General features: G+C 60.2%; 13 protein-coding genes and 1 tRNA gene. 7 read left to right on the forward strand and 7 right to left on the reverse strand.

What is annotated here, in order from left to right:
* Window positions 1–30: 30 nt before the first annotated feature.
* Both ABMC88_RS03860 and ABMC88_RS03865 read right to left on the reverse strand, forming a co-directional pair.
* The gene (locus ABMC88_RS03860; protein WP_349575499.1) at window positions 31–2,466 is read right to left on the reverse strand and encodes a GcvT family protein; all 2,436 of its coding nucleotides are present in this window, start codon (window positions 2,464–2,466) and stop codon (window positions 31–33) included.
* 528 nt (window positions 2,467–2,994) lie between these two features.
* Window positions 2,995–3,071: transfer RNA gene (locus ABMC88_RS03865), tRNA-Arg, on the reverse strand.
* A 122-nt stretch (window positions 3,072–3,193) separates the two neighbouring features.
* On the opposite strand from ABMC88_RS03865, the gene ABMC88_RS03870 reads away from it, so the two are divergent.
* Complete coding sequence (locus ABMC88_RS03870; protein WP_349575500.1) at window positions 3,194–4,231, forward strand: LacI family DNA-binding transcriptional regulator; 1,038 nt, start codon at window positions 3,194–3,196, stop codon at window positions 4,229–4,231.
* On the forward strand, window positions 4,228–5,457 hold the full coding sequence (locus ABMC88_RS03875) for a winged helix-turn-helix domain-containing protein (protein WP_349575501.1): 1,230 nt from the start codon (window positions 4,228–4,230) through the stop codon (window positions 5,455–5,457). The genes ABMC88_RS03870 and ABMC88_RS03875 overlap by 4 nt, the downstream gene beginning before the upstream one ends.
* Here ABMC88_RS03875 and ABMC88_RS03880 read toward each other — a convergent pair.
* The 4 genes from ABMC88_RS03880 to ABMC88_RS03895 form a co-directional block, all read right to left on the reverse strand.
* On the reverse strand, window positions 5,434–6,210 hold the full coding sequence (locus ABMC88_RS03880) for an IclR family transcriptional regulator (RefSeq protein ID WP_349575502.1): 777 nt from the start codon (window positions 6,208–6,210) through the stop codon (window positions 5,434–5,436). The two genes, ABMC88_RS03875 and ABMC88_RS03880, sit on opposite strands and share 24 nt — an antisense overlap.
* Before the next feature lie 15 nt (window positions 6,211–6,225).
* A complete protein-coding gene (locus tag ABMC88_RS03885) occupies window positions 6,226–7,584 on the reverse strand; it encodes a TRAP transporter large permease (RefSeq protein WP_349575503.1) in 1,359 nt (452 codons plus the stop codon).
* Window positions 7,584–8,252 carry a TRAP transporter small permease gene (locus ABMC88_RS03890; RefSeq protein WP_349575504.1) on the reverse strand — a complete coding sequence of 223 codons (669 nt, stop codon included), beginning with the start codon at window positions 8,250–8,252 and terminating at the stop codon, window positions 7,584–7,586. The genes ABMC88_RS03885 and ABMC88_RS03890 overlap by 1 nt, the downstream gene beginning before the upstream one ends.
* Before the next feature lie 120 nt (window positions 8,253–8,372).
* Entirely contained in the window at window positions 8,373–9,605 is a 1,233-nt protein-coding gene (locus ABMC88_RS03895; protein ID WP_349575505.1) for a TRAP transporter substrate-binding protein, read from the reverse strand.
* Window positions 9,606–9,718: 113 nt separating this feature from the next.
* Here ABMC88_RS03895 and ABMC88_RS03900 point away from each other — a divergent pair, with 113 nt between their 5' ends.
* The 5 genes from ABMC88_RS03900 to ABMC88_RS03920 all read left to right on the forward strand — a co-directional run bounded on the left by ABMC88_RS03900 (window position 9,719) and on the right by ABMC88_RS03920 (window position 14,874).
* The gene (locus ABMC88_RS03900) at window positions 9,719–11,320 is read left to right on the forward strand and encodes a GMC family oxidoreductase (protein ID WP_349575506.1); all 1,602 of its coding nucleotides are present in this window, start codon (window positions 9,719–9,721) and stop codon (window positions 11,318–11,320) included.
* Window positions 11,321–11,426: 106 nt separating this feature from the next.
* A complete protein-coding gene (locus ABMC88_RS03905; RefSeq protein ID WP_349575507.1) occupies window positions 11,427–12,353 on the forward strand; it encodes a hypothetical protein in 927 nt (308 codons plus the stop codon).
* Window positions 12,346–13,083, forward strand: a complete 738-nt coding sequence (locus tag ABMC88_RS03910; protein ID WP_349575508.1) for a 5-oxoprolinase subunit B family protein — start codon at window positions 12,346–12,348, stop codon at window positions 13,081–13,083. The genes ABMC88_RS03905 and ABMC88_RS03910 overlap by 8 nt, the downstream gene beginning before the upstream one ends.
* The gene (locus ABMC88_RS03915) at window positions 13,080–14,108 is read left to right on the forward strand and encodes a 5-oxoprolinase subunit C family protein (protein WP_349575509.1); all 1,029 of its coding nucleotides are present in this window, start codon (window positions 13,080–13,082) and stop codon (window positions 14,106–14,108) included. The genes ABMC88_RS03910 and ABMC88_RS03915 overlap by 4 nt, the downstream gene beginning before the upstream one ends.
* A 1-nt stretch (window position 14,109) precedes the next feature.
* The gene (locus tag ABMC88_RS03920; RefSeq protein ID WP_349575510.1) at window positions 14,110–14,874 is read left to right on the forward strand and encodes a LamB/YcsF family protein; all 765 of its coding nucleotides are present in this window, start codon (window positions 14,110–14,112) and stop codon (window positions 14,872–14,874) included.
* On the opposite strand, the gene ABMC88_RS03925 is transcribed toward ABMC88_RS03920, so the two are convergent.
* Window positions 14,871–15,050, reverse strand: coding sequence for a hypothetical protein (locus ABMC88_RS03925; protein ID WP_349575511.1), 180 nt, complete (start codon window positions 15,048–15,050; stop codon window positions 14,871–14,873). The two genes, ABMC88_RS03920 and ABMC88_RS03925, sit on opposite strands and share 4 nt — an antisense overlap.
* Window positions 15,051–15,151: the final 101 nt, after the last annotated feature.

The raw sequence follows: 15,151 nt of genomic DNA on the forward strand, positions 1-15,151 counted from the left end.
GCTTCGTTAGATCAGGTCGGTAATCCCGTCTTACGCCCGCATGCGCGCATATTCAGGATCATAGGGTGAGGGCGCAATGACCTCGGCCGCGACCAGATCACCGCACAGGTCCAGCTGCATCACCGTGCCGATATCAGACAGCTCGGGCATCACAAACGCATAGGCCAAATTCATCCCGACGCGGTACCCCCATTCACCCGACGAGATGGTGCCAACAACCGTATCCCCCTGCATCAACGATGCACCGCCATGTGCGGGTGCTGTCGTGCTGTCGATCTTGAGGGTGACCAGTTTGCGGGTCGGCCCGTTTGCCATCCGCTTTTTCAGCGCGTCCTGCCCAATGAACGCTCCCTTTTCAGGTTTCACAAAGCGGTCCAACCCTGTCTCAAGCGGGTCGAATTCGGTCAGCAAATCGGCCTTCCAATGCATGAACCCTTTTTCCAAACGCATGGAATCAACCGCACGCGCCCCGAACAGCTTCATGCCGTGCGCGTCACCTGCTTCGCGCAGGGCAAGGTAGACCGCATAAAGCGATGCGTTCGGCGCGTGGATTTCATAGGCCAGCTCGCCAGAGAAGCTGACACCCAGCACTGTCACGGGCGAGAACCCGATGAAACATTCGCGCACAGACAGCCACGGGAACGCGGCCTTGGACCAATCACCACGCGCACACGCACTCAGCACATCGCGGGCTTTGGGGCCAGCAAGGACAAGGATCGTCTGGTCGTTGGTCAGGCTGCGGATTTGCACGTCTTCGTTAGGCCCGAGGTGCTGTGTCAGCCAATCCATGTCGTGATATTCAGACGCTGCCGCCGACCCGTACCAAACCCGCGCCGGGCCGCGATCAGAGGCGGGGATATTGGCAACCGTCGCCTCGCCCTTCACCATGCCGTGGTGGTTGAGCAGATAGCCAAGACCCACGCATCCTTCCTTTTTTGTCACCGCACCGCAGAACATCCGATCAAGGAAACTGTGGCGGTCTGCGCCCGTAATCTCGAAACGGTTAAAGCCGTTGACCTCACACAGGCCGACGTTTTCGCGCACATTGCGGACTTCTTCACCGATGATATCGAAGGCTTCGTCGAAGTTGAAACTGAGCGTGGGGTGGAAATCCCTGCTGGGCTTGATGTAGTCGACACGCTCCCACCCGTTCACAACCGTGAACTCGGCACCCTCTGCGGCCATGATCGGCGTCAGGGGCGTCGTTTTGGCGTTGCGCCCCGCGGGGCGGTGTTCATGCGGGAAGTGGAAGCGGAATTCGTTCTGGTAGTCTTCGATGGCTTTCAGCGCCGTCAGCTCGACATTCGTATGACCGGTAAAGCGGCGCGGATCGATGCACCACGTGTCATATTGCGCCTCGCCATGCACGATTTGCTGAGCCAGCAACCAGCCGTGGCCGCCGCCTTCGCCAACACCCGCCCGCAGGCCGATGATGCAAAACGCGTTCCGCTTGCCGGGGATCGGGCCAACCAGTGGGGCGCCGTCGATGGTATAGGTGATGGGGCCGTTCACGACCCGCTTGATGCCAACCTCGGTCAGGGCGGGCATCCGTTCAAACGCGCCTTCCAGCACGTCCATGACGCGCTCCAGATCGTCGGGGCACAAATCATTTGCAAAGCTGGGGCTGATCCCGTCCATGCCCCATGTTTTGCATTCCTGCTCGTAGAACCCCACCAACAGGCCGTTCTTTTCCTGCCGCGAATAGTAGTCGCTGATCGGGCAGCGCAGCAGCGGCATACGGTGGCCTGCCTCGACAATGGCGGGGATGTCCTCGGTGACGAAATACTGATGCTCCATCGAGGCGACGGGATGATGCACGCCCATCATGCCGCCCACCTCGTTCACGCGGTACCCGCAGGCGTTCACGACGATATCCGCGTCGATGCTGCCCTTGTTCGTCTCGACCGTCCATGTGTCGTCTTTGTGCTGGGTCAGCGAGGTCACATTGGTGTGTCGGTAGACCTCTGCCCCCGCTTTGCGGGCGTGAAACGCCAGCGCCTGACACAATTGTGCCGGGTCAATATCACCGTCTTCACCGTCCCACAAACCGCCCAGCAGGTTCTCGGTCGAGATCAGCGGGTGGCGGCGCGCGCATTCCTCGGCATCAATGACTTCAAACGTTGTACCCATGCCCCGCGCCATAGAGGCAAAGTGGCGGTACGCCTGCATCTGTTCCGGCGTATTGGCCAAGCGGATGCCACCATCGCCGTGGTGATAGCCTACAGGATACTCGGGATCGTCACGCAGCTTTTTATACAGGTTGATCGAGTGGGTCTTCAGACCCACCATCGTCTGGTTCATGCCAAAGTTCGTCACCTGCGCAGCCGAGTGCCACGTGGTGCCCGAAGTCAGCTCGTCGCGCTCAATAAGAACAACGTCGGACCACCCTTCTTGGGTCAAATGGTACAGAGTCGAGCATCCAGCGATCCCGCCTCCGATGACCACAACCTTCGTCCGTGATTTCATGTTCGCCCCCAATGAATTGATGCACTGAACAGAGCAGCAGATTCGGTATTTCTACAAGATTTGAATATACCTTCTCATAAATTGGGAATTAAATTTCAATAAATTAGAAAATCGATATCGCAGCAATCCTGACAAAGCCGCGCCCTATCCACAGACAGTTACAAATGGAACAGAAAGGTTGGCACAACACGCTAGGAAGGACGCAAACAACGCCCTACCCAAACCGCCCCTGCACGATGACGGCTCCAAATTGCTTTTGCCGCGCCCCAAAGGCGTCTCGCTTCAACGCATAGCACAACCGCTCAGAGACCGTGATGTAGCTAGCCTGAAAGATCGCGGAGGCTGCAAGCCCGACAGAGGGGCAAGCTGTGCCAATGGTCCGATAAACAATCAATCGCACGTAGACATGCATTTTCCGATCAATAGATGCGTCCGGCATACCCCCGTAGCTCACAAGCGAACTCGTGGATTTACGAATCCCGATCTCAGCCTGAAAGCGAGGTTTTGCTTTTTCAGCAAAACCGTTTGTGGTGACCCCGATTGGATTCGAACCAATAACCTGCCCCTTAGGAGGGGGCTGCTCTATCCAGTTGAGCCACGGGGCCGTTCGGATCGAATACCGTAAATTTCCGCGCTGATCCAGCCTGTGAAAACAGATCGTTGATTGCCTGTAATGCGGTGAACCTCTAGTCTTAGAGGCATATTACGAACCAGCAGGATAAACGCCTTGTCACAAACACCCAAACGCCCGCTCACTCTACGCGATGTCTCTGAGGCGTGTGGCGTGTCGGAAATGACCGTGAGCCGCGTTTTACGCAAAAGCGGCGATGTCTCGGCCACCACGCGGGAGCGGGTTTTGGCGGCGGCTAAGGAGTTGGGCTATGTCCCGAACCAGATCGCAGGATCGCTGGCGTCCCAGCGGGTCAATCTGGTCGCGGTCATCATCCCCTCGCTCAGCAATATGGTGTTTCCCGAAGTCCTGAACGGGGTGAATGAAGCGTTCGACGACACGCCGCTTCAGCCCGTTGTCGGCGTCACCGATTACCGCCCCGAAAAGGAAGAACAAGTCTTGTACGAGATGCTCTCGTGGCGGCCTTCGGGCGTGATCATCGCGGGGCTCGAGCATTCGGAAGCGACGCGGGCCATGCTGATGAATTCCGGCATCCCCGTGGTCGAGATTATGGATGTGGACGGCAACCCCGTCGATGCGATGGTCGGCATATCGCACCGTCAGGCAGGGCGCGACATGGCCAAGGCGATCCTGCGCGAAGGCTATGAGCGGATCGGCTTTCTGGGCACAAAGATGCCGTTGGACCACCGCGCCCGCAAAAGGTTTGAGGGGTTCACCGAGGCGCTTGCGAAAGAAGGGATAGAGATCGAGGACCGCGCGTTTTACTCTGGCGGCTCTGCCCTGCTGAAAGGGCGCGAGATGACGCAGGAGATGCTGGAACGCTCGCCTGATCTGGATTTCCTCTATTATTCGAATGACATGATCGGCGCGGGCGGGTTGCTGCACCTGCTGGATGCGGGCATCGACGTGCCGGGACAGGTCGGATTGGCGGGGTTCAACGGGGTTGAGCTGTTGGCGGGGCTGCCGCGGCAGTTGGCGACGACGGATGCCTGCCGCCGCGAAATCGGGCAAGAAGCGGCCAAGATTATTCTGGAAGCCTCCAACCCCGAAACAGCGCCAGACACCCCGAAGAAAATCACCATGAAACCGACGCTGTCGCTGGGTGACACATTGCGGCGCAGACAACGCGGATGACCCTGCCGCGCCTGACCAACAGCGCGGCGCGGCGGATTTTTCTGGACCGCCATGCCTTGTTGGAGACGCCACAAGGCGCGCCCGATGGCGCGGATTTACTGACCTTGATCGAGCGTTTGGGCTTTGTGCAACTCGACAGTATCAACACGCTGGCCCGTGCGCATGACCTGACGCTATTTGCCCGCAGGCCGCGCTATCGTCCGCATGATCTGCAAAACCTGTACGAGCGTGACAAAGCCCTGTTTGAACACTGGACCCACGATGCCGCGGTCATCCCGCTGGCGTTTTATCCGCAGTGGCACATGCGCCGCACCCGCGACGCGGCCAAGCTGAAGGGCCAGTGGCGCAACTGGCGCCGCGACGGGTTCGAGGCGCAGTTCCAGACCGTACTGGATCATATCCGCGACCACGGTGCCTGCGGAACCTCCGATGTGGGCAAGGGCGAAAAGAAAGGCTCGGGCGGATGGTGGGACTGGCACCCGTCCAAGACCGCGCTGGAGTATCTGTGGCGCAGCGGGGCGTTGCATGTGGTGGGGCGCGACAACTTTCGCAAGCGCTATGACCTGACCGAACGGGCGCTTGATCCGCAGGTATGGGCCGCCAATGCGCAACCGACCGAGGGTGAGACGATCAACTGGTGCTGCAACGGCGCGCTCGACCGCTTGGGCTTTGCCACCTCGGGCGAGATCGCGGCCTTCTGGGCGCATGTCAGCGCGACAGAGGCGCGGGCATGGTGCGCGCAGGCGCTAGCGGCAGGCGAGATCGAGGAGGTCGAGATCACCGGCGCGCAGGGGCAGATCAAACGGTGCTTTGCCCGCCCGAACCTCGCACGCGACCCCGCGGTTCAGCAAGCCGCCCCCGCCCGTCTGCGCGTGCTCAGCCCCTTTGACCCCGCATTGCGCGACCGCAAGCGGGCCAAGCTGTTGTTCGGTTTTGACTACCGGATCGAGGTGTTCGTCCCCGCCCCCAAACGCATCTTCGGCTACTATGTATTCCCCCTGATGCAGGGCGAACGTCTGGTGGGTCGTGTCGATATGAAGGCCTACCGCAACGAAGACACCCTGCGCATCCGCGCCCTTTGGCCGGAACAGGGCGTCGCATGGGGCAAGGGGCGGCAGGCCGCATTCGAGGCTGAACTGGACCGGATCAAGCGCCTCGCGGGTGTCAGCCAAATCGCGTTCGAAGACGACTGGCTGCGGCCCTCAGTCCATCACGAGTTCGGCTAACTCGATCGCGGCGGCCTGAAGCGTGGGCAGATGGGCCTGAAGTGCGCTCAGATCGACCCGCTGCATCGGTGCGTGGATCGACAAAGTGGACATCAATCGCCCTTGGGGGTCCAGCAACGGCACCGCCACGGCTACCATACCCTCCATGAACTCTTCGTTGTCGGTGGAAAAACCACGATCGCGGATTGCCTCCACTTCGGCCCGCAGTGCAGCGGGGTCGGTGATTGTGTGATCTGTTTGCGCCTCTAGCGTGGCGATCCCAAGGTATTTGGCAAACAGCCGCGGCTTGAGCGAGCTTAGGTACATCTTGCCACTCGCCGTGCAATGGAACGGCACTTCGGTCCCCACAGGCAGCTGGATGCGCAGCGGCCATTTCGTCTCGACACGGTCGAGATACACCATCGAGTGCCGCTCTGGCATGGCGATGTTGCAGGTCTCGCCGACCTCTTCGGCCAGCTTGGTCAGGACGGTCTGGCGCACCATGCGGATACGCGACGTTGACAGAACCGACGCCGCCAACCGCCGCAGCCGCTGCCCCGGCGCATAGGAGCGGCCGTCGATGTCGCGCTGCAAAAACCCCTCTTCCTCCAGCGTGTGGAACAGGCGGTGGATGGTGGGTTTGGGCAGGCGCAAGACCTCGTTCGCGGTGGTGGGGGTGATAGGGACCCCGACCTTTGCCAGTTCTTCCAGCAGAAAGAGCAACCTCAAGTTAGTCGGGATCGATCTTTCTTCGGTGCTGGTCTTATCTGGCATAGGTCGGGGCGGTCCTTATCTGTTCGGCAGCAGCATCAGCGCCAAATCAGGCGTCAAAGCGACAATAAACCAGACACTTATCAAAGCGATGAGATAAGGTACAGTATACCGCAGCAGACGGAAATACGGCACACCCGTCACGCCGCTGGCAACATACAGGTTCAGCCCGTAGGGCGGCGTGATAAACCCGATCGACGCGCCCACCAGAAAGATCACCGAGAAGTGGATTGGATCAATCCCGACAGAGGCGGCGATTGGGGCCAAAATCGGCGCCAGAATGATTGTCACGGGCAGCGATTCAAGGATCATCCCCGTCACGAACACAATCGCCATCGAGGTGAACAGAACCGCATGATAACCGCCCATTCCCGTCACAAAATCACCGATAAAGTCTTTCGCCCCCAGCGATGACATGACTTGCTGCATGGCCACGGACACCGCAATCAGCGGCACAAGGATGCCCGTAATCTGTGCCGAACGTGACACGATGCTGGGGAGATTAAGCAGGGTGAACCCCTCGACCACAAACATTGAGGCAACCGATTTTTCCTCAACAGGTTTTTCGGTGCTGTCGCCCATGATCTTGTTCAGTGGGTAGCTGATCATGCCCACAATGATACAGAACCCAACGGTCACACCCGCGGCCTCGGTCGGGGAGAATTTGCCCGAGTAGATGCCCCAAAGCACCAGCCCGATGGCAAAGAAACCCAACCACGCACCGATTGCCGTCTTGATGACACGCATGGGTGACAGGCGGATCAGATAGCCCCAGCCGTTGATCGTGCAGATGATGAACGCCGCCGTCATCATCGCCAGAACCATCAGTGCACCAGGCACAATACCAGCGATAAACAGGTCCGAGATCGGCAGGTTCAGCAAAAAGCCATAGACGATAAAGATGATCGACGGCGGGATGATGATCCCCACCGTACCACCCGCAGCCGCAGTCGCCGCCGAGAACCGCTCGTCATAGCCGCCCTTGACCATCTCGGGGTGCAGCATTGACCCAATCGTCGCCGTTGTGGCCGAGTTCGAGCCAGAGATCGCCGCGAACAACCCGCACGCCGCGATAGAGGCCATGGACAAGCCACCGCGCAGCCAGCCCAGACATGAATAGGCAAAGTCGGATAATCGCCTTGCGATGCCCGACTGGTTAATCAAGTCGCCCGTCAGAATAAACAGCGGCATCGCCAGCAGGGCAAAGCCCTTGTTAAAGACGTTCAGCAACTCGTTGCCTGTGTTGTTCAGCGGCAGGTCGATCACAAAACTACACCCGACAACCCAGTAGAAAATCACCAGCAGCACGGGCGTGCCAAGCATAAAGAACATCGTAACGCCGATAGAGATCAGCGTGATCCATGTTGCGTCTGTCATCAGACATCCCCCCCGATTACGGCTTGTTTGATAATCGGATTGCCCGACTTGAAATTGCTCCAGTCTTCCAACCAGTTGCCCACAACACGGCCCGCCATCAGCGTAAAGGCGATGGGCACAGTGATGTAGAACCACCACTTCATCACATCATCGACCCCGTCGACCATTTGGAAGTTATCGGCGGAATAGGCGGTAAAACGCAGCGACGTCACGATCGCCAGCAAGCAAAAGCCGAACCACAAAACCGTATCCATCGTCAGGGCGGCCATCTGGCGCGGCGGGCTCATCTTTGAGCGGAATTCGCTAAAGCTGAGATGCGTGCGCAGCTTGACGTTATACGAACAGCCGAACCACGCCATGATCATAAACAGGAATGGCGGCACCGTGGTAGAGCCGGACCATTGGTTCGAGAACACAAAGCGGTCGATCACGCCCCAGAAAATAATACCCGCAATCATCAGATAGGCGATGACCGATACGCCGCGCTCCAGATGCCGTTCGATGAACGGGACCGCTTTGAACAGCAGATGCGCCAGAATGCCGCCCAACAGCGTAATCACGACGCCAAAGACCCACATGCCGTCAGAGTAAAAAGCGGTTTTCATCTCCCACGGATCGGCGGACAAAATGGCAGGTATCACCGACCATGCCTCGGACCAAATCGACATCAAAAAATCCCCCCTCAAAAGCGCAGCGCGCGTCTTTATTACAGACGTTCAACGCAGACAAATGCAATAGAAAAGGCCGACCCGCGAGGTGCGGATCGGCCAGTCGTCAATCCGGATGGATTAGCCTTTCCACCAGCGGCGTGGCTCTACGTTTTCAGGCAACGTGTTCGCATCGATTGTGCGGACTTCGTCGTAGATTTCCTGATACGTGTCGGCGCCACCTTGCCACTTGTTCAGACGCTCGCGCCATTCTTCCCACAGCTGTGGTTGGAACTCGGGCGAGCACATTTCTTCGGCTTTCTTGATCTCGGCATCCGACAGGAACGCGTTGCGCACGTTGTTCTCGGCAAAGATTGTGCCGGGCAGTTGCGGATCGGACTGACCCACAGTTTTCACCAATGCGGCCTCGTTTGCGGCTTGTACGTGTGTTTGCGCCCAGTAGGACGATTCCAGAACCGCGTCTTGCAGCTCACCCGACAGGCTGTCGAAGACGGAGGCGTTCATGGATGTCGCTTCTGTCCCGCAGAAGAAGTTCAGGTGAACCGACTGGGACACAACCGGCGACATGTTGGCGTAGGCCACGGCGGATGCCCATGTTTCGGCACCGTCGATCAGGCCCTGCTTCAGACCATCAAGGGTCTCTTCCCATGCAACGGGAACGGGGTTCAGATTCAACGCTTCCATCGCGATGCGACCCAGCTGCGTGCCCGTGACGCGGTTCTTGGTGCCCGCCAACTGGTCAACAGATGTGACAGTCTCTTTGTCTTCCCATGCCAGACCCAACTGGATGCCGCGCAGTTCCGCGTGCGAGAAGAGCAGCTTCAGACCGTGACGCTTTTCATAGGGTTCGCGCAGCAGCTTTGCCGACGCGGGAGAGTACAAGAAGTGGTACTGATCCGCACGGTTACGGAACATATACGCATAGTCGAGCACGTTGAGGTACGGCGCACCACCGGCCGAGTTCTGCGTGGAAGCGGCGTAGAAATCGACGATGCCCTGCTGACATTTCTCGACGCAGGACGTCTGGCCACAGATCTGGTTGTCGCCAATAAACTCGATGCGAATCTCACCATCGGTGCGTGCTTCGAGGTCGCGGGCGAATTCCAGAGCGCCTGCGCGTTCGATCAAAAGGTTGCGTGCGTTAAAGCCCGCAGCACCGAATTTGAACGTGTGCTTTGCTTCTTTTGCGAAACGCTTGTCATAGGTCGACTCGGCCGCAGAAGCCAGGTTTGCAAGGCTCATCGCGCCGCCAAAGCCACCCGCAGCCATCAGAGTCGAGCTCATCCCGTAGCGACCCGCTACTCGGAAAAGATCGCGACGCGAAATTCCATTAAGTTTGTTTTGTACACTCATTTTGGTTCCTCCCGTAAGTGTTTGCCGTTTTTTGAGACTTTTTGTTTCAAAAAAGGCTAGCTTGAAACCGGCCACCTGTATACTGTTTTCTTCACCACTAGGGAGAATTCACTATGAACGCCGACTTCATCGTCGTGGGCGCAGGCTCTGCCGGATGTGTCCTGGCCAACCGTCTGAGCGCTGATCCGCGCAACAATGTTGTGTTGTTAGAAGCGGGCGGGCGCGACTGGAATCCGTGGATTCACATTCCCGTGGGCTATTTCAAAACGATGCATAACCCGTCGGTCGACTGGTGCTACAAGACCGAGCCTGACCCCGGACTGAATGGCCGCTCGATCGAGTGGCCGCGTGGCAAGGTGCTGGGCGGGTCATCATCGCTCAACGGATTGCTTTACGTACGCGGGCAATCCCAAGACTATGACCGCTGGCGGCAGATGGGGAACACCGGATGGGGCTGGGACGATGTGCTGCCCCTGTTCAAACGCGCCGAGAATAACGAGCGCGGCGCAGACGCGTTTCACGGCGATCAGGGACCGTTATCCGTCTCTAACATGCGGATTGAGCGCCCCATCACCAACGCATGGGTCGAGGCGGCGCAGGCGGCGGGTTACAAGTTCAACCCCGACTACAATGGCGCCGACCAAGAAGGCGTGAGCTTTTTCCAACTGACGGCACGCAACGGGCTGCGGTGTTCAACTGCGGTAGCGTATCTGAACCCTGCACGCAAACGCGCCAACCTTCAAATCATCACCCACGCGCAGGTCGAAAAGATCGTATTGGACGGCAAGCGCGCCACGGGCGTGCAATACAAAGACCGATCAGGCACCCTGCACACGGTGGCGGCCACCAAAGAGATCATCCTGAGCGGCGGTTCCATCAACTCGCCCCAGCTATTGATGCTGTCGGGCATCGGCGAGGCGGCGCAGCTGCAAGAGCACGGTATCGACGTGCATACCGATCTGTCGGGCGTGGGCAAAAACATGCAAGACCACCTGCAAGCGCGGTTGGTCTATAAAACCCATGAGCCGACCCTGAACAACGAAGTCTCGAGCCTGTTTGGCCAAGCCAAGATAGGCCTGAAATACATCACCCAACGCAGCGGCCCGATGACCATGGCTGCCAGCCTTGCCACTGGTTTCCTCAAGACGCGCAAGGATCTTGAGACACCGGACATCCAGTTTCACGTCCAGCCGCTCTCGGCCGAGAACCCCGGCAAAGGGGCGGACAAATTCTCGGCCTTCACCATGTCCGTGTGCCAGCTGCGCCCCGAGAGTAAGGGCGAGATCCGCCTTGCCTCGGCCAACGGGCGCGCCTACCCCAAGATCATCCCCAACTACCTGTCGACCAAAACCGATTGCGACACCATCGTCGAGGGCGTGAACATCGCGCGGCGCATCGCACGTCACGCACCGCTCACCTCGAAAATCTCGGCCGAGTTCCGCCCCCACCCCGATCTGGACATGGAAGACTATGACGCCACGCTGGACTGGGCGCGCAACAACACGGCCTCGATCTATCACCCGACGGGCACCTGCAAGATGGGCGATGATGCGGGCGCGGTTGTCGATGCGCGTCTCCGGGTGCATGGCGTCGCGGGGCTGCGGGTGGCGGATTGTTCGATCATGCCCGAAATCGTGTCGGGCAACACCAACGCCCCTGCAATTATGATCGGCGAAAAGGCCAGCGATCTGGTGCTGGAAGACAACCCCGCCTAAGGCGCGATCAGACGGACGCAAACCATTGCCTTTGGCGTGATGCTCTGGTCTGTTTGGCACACAGGAGGCGTGCCATGAAACAGTCTGATCAGCGGTGTTATGGGTGATGCTCCGCCTTGTCTCACGTCATTCCCGCGCCTGCCTGATGTTGGGGTTGGCGGCGGGGCTGTTATTGCCAGCGCTGGCGGGGGCCATGGCGCCGTGGCTGCCGTTTATGGTGGCAGGCCTTTTGTGCATCACCGCCCTGCGCATCGGCCACCGCGCTGCCCGCGGGGCCGTGCGCGACCTGACTTGGGGATTGGGTGCGGTTGTGGTGCTGCAAATGGCGGTACCGCTGGCCTGTGTCACAGTGCTGAGCTTTGCGGGGCTGGCCGACACGCCCGCAGCACTGGCGCTGGTCCTTGCAACTGCTGCTCCGGCTATATCGGGCAGCACGAACCTTGCGCTGCTGCTGGGCCTCGATGCGGGGCGGATGATGCAGATTATGGTGCTGGGCACCGCCGCTTTTCCACTGACGGTTTTGCCTGTTCTGATCGCCATGCCGCAGATCGGCGCGTTCCCGCAGGTCGCGGCCTCTGCCGCGCTGATGCTTGCCGTGATTATGACGGCCACAGCGGTCGGGTTTTTCCTGCGCGAAAAGCTGTTTCCCGAACCCACGCCTGCCCAGATCAGCACCCTTGATGGCGCATCCGTCCTTGCCTTTTCCGTGATCGTGATCGGGCTGATGGCCCCGCTGAACGCCGCCATTCACACCACACCCGAACAGGTGCTGCTTTGGACGCTGCTGGCGTTCGCGATCAGCTATGGGTTGCAACTGGCCACGCTGCTGGTTCTGCGCCGCACGCGGCTGCACCCCGTCGCAGGGCCGCTGGCCATTGGCGCGGGCAACCGCAACATCGCGCTCTTCCTCGTCGCCCTCCCGCCCGAGACATTGGGCCCCATCCTGATCTTTATTGGCTGCTGGCAGCTGCCCATGTACCTCACACCCGTGCTGCTGCCCGACCTCTACCAAAAGGCACTGAGCAATGACTGACACACCCCGCATCCGCCGCGTCGGCCTGCAAGGTCTGCTGGTGCAGTTCGGCGATGCCATGTCCGAGCCGGCAAACCGCGCCGCCATCGCCTTTCGCGCCGCCGTGGATGCGCAGAACTGGCCACAAGTGCGCGAGACCTCGACCTCGCTTGTCTCGACCTTCCTGAGCGTCGATCTGGCCGCAACCCCGCCCGAGCAGATTACAGACGCCCTCACCGAGCTGTTGCACACCCAAGACTGGTACAGCGCGCCCCTGCCCGCAGGCCGCACGCTGTGGGAAATCCCCACGCTCTATGGCACCGACGCCGCACCGCAACTGGAGGAAGCTGCCACCGCCGCAGGTGTCGATCCCGACACCGCCATTGCCGAGCTGTCGCAGGCCCGCGTCCGCGTCCTCACTATCGGGTTCGCCCCCGGACAACCCTACACCGGAGAACTGCCGCCCCATTGGGACATCCCCCGCCAACAGGCACTGACCAAATCCGTGCCCTCGGGCGCTTTGGTTGTGGCGATCCGGCAGTTGATCGTTTTCACCAATGCCTCGCCCACGGGGTGGCGGCATGTGGGGCAAACCGCCTTTCGCAACTTCCGCCCCGACAGCGCCACGCCCATCGCCCTGACACCCGGAGACGAGATGTGCTTTCCTTCGGTGAGCGAGGCTGAATACACCCGCATCACCGCACAAGATACCAGCGGCGATGGCGGCGCACAGCGCGTGGTGTTGAAATGAGCGACGTGATCGAAATCCTCTCCTGCGGTCCTGCGGTGACGGTACAAGACCGCGGGCGCACGGGCTTTCTGGCCCAAGGGATGACCCGTGGCGGTGCCGCCGATGATCTGGCGCTTTATGAGGGGGCTGCCCTGCTGGGACAGTCGCCCGATCTGGCCGCGCTTGAGATGGTGGGCATGGGCGGCAGCTTTCGTGTGACTACGGACACCCGCATTGCCCTGACAGGCGCACCGATGACCGCCCTGCTGGACAACGCGCCGCTTGCGTGGAACGCCAGCCATCTGCTGCCTGCGGGGGCCACCCTGAACATCGGCGGAGCGCGCAAAGGGACATACGGCTATTTGCATCTCGGCGGCGGGATCGACACACCCGTAATGATGGGCGCACGCGGCGCACATCTGAGCGCGGGGTTGGGCGCTGCGCTCAGCGCGGGCGTTACCCTGCCCATCGGTCCAGACAAAGGCGACACTGTCGGCATGACCCTGCCCGTCGCGGACCGCTTTGAGGGCGGGCGCATTCGCATCACCGCCTCCATGCAAACCGAGCAGTTCGACGGGGCCACCCAGGAACGCTTTACCGCGACCGCCTTTCGCCGCGATGCGCGGGGCAACCGGATGGGCGTGCGGATGGATCATGACGGCGCGCCCTTTGTGGCCGCAGACCAGCTCACCATTGTGTCCGATGTGATCGTGCCCGGTGACATCCAGATCGCGGGCGATGGCGCCCCCTTTGTACTGATGTGCGAATGCCAGACCACGGGCGGCTACCCGCGTATCGGGTCTGTCCTGCCCTGCGACATGCCCCGCGTGGCCCAAGCCGCCGCAGGGGCGTCCGTAACGTTCGAGTTCGTCCCGTTTGAAGAAGCCCGCGCCATTCAGACCCGCGCAACGTCCGAGCGAGCGACGCTCGCCAGCGCCCTTGTCCCGCTGCTGCGCAACCCACGCGACATCCGCGATCTGTTATCCTATCAGTTGATCAGCGGCGCGATCTCTGCCACCTCGGACCCGTTCACAAAAGGAAGCTGACATGCGTGTAGATTTGAATGCCGATATGGGCGAAAGCTTTGGCCCGTGGCGCATGGGCGATGATGCCGCGCTGCTGCAAACCGTGAGCTCGGCCAATATCGCCTGTGGCGGTCATGCGGGCGATGCGGATGTGATGGCGGCGACCATGACGCTGGCCCATAGCAACGGTGTGGGCATCGGCGCGCACCCGGGCTTTATGGATATTGCAGGCTTTGGCCGCAACCGCATGTCGGTGCCACGCGCCACGCTGCAAAACCAGATCCGGTTCCAAGTCGCCGCCAGCGTCGGGATGGCCCGTAGCATGGGCGCAAAGGTTCGGCACTTAAAACTGCACGGTGCCCTGTCCAACATGGCCTCCGAAGACCCCGTACTGGCCCGTGATCTGTATGAAGCAGCCCTGTCGGTTGACCCTGACCTGATCGTGATGATCCTTGCCGCGACTGCGCACCAACAAGCGGTAGAGGAGTTGGGCTGTGCTTGGGCGGGCGAGATTTTTGCCGACCGCGCCTATAACGACGACGCCACATTGGTGGACCGTAGCATTGACGGCGCCGTGATCCATGACCCCGATGTGGCGGGCAAACGGATGGTCGAGATGGTCAAAGCAGGCGCGATCATAACCGAGAGTGGCAAGCATATCCCCGCCGCGATTGATACCATCTGTTTGCACGGTGACACGCCAACAGCGGTGCAAATCGCAGCATCGGTCCGCACTTCGCTGGAGGGCGCAGGCATCGCGGTCCAAACTTTTGAGGGCCGCCGTTAGGTCAGCTCCAACAGCTTCAGCCGCCGGATTTTGCCAGACGGCCCTTTCGGCAGTTCGGGCAGGAAGTCGATGCGATCAGGCGTTTTGAAAGCGCCCAGTTTCTGTGTGCGTAGCGCGATCATCACCGCACCAGAGAGCACCGAGCCTTCGCGCACCCGCACCGCCGCCTCGATCACGTCACCGTGGGCATAAAGCGCCTCCTCAACATCGCGGTCTGGCCCTACATCATTCTCGACCCGCGCATAAAGCGTGTCGTCGAGATAGTCAGTGGTGTTGG

This window comes from Sulfitobacter aquimarinus, from assembly GCF_040149565.1.
Taxonomy (GTDB): Bacteria; Pseudomonadota; Alphaproteobacteria; order Rhodobacterales; family Rhodobacteraceae; genus Sulfitobacter; species Sulfitobacter aquimarinus.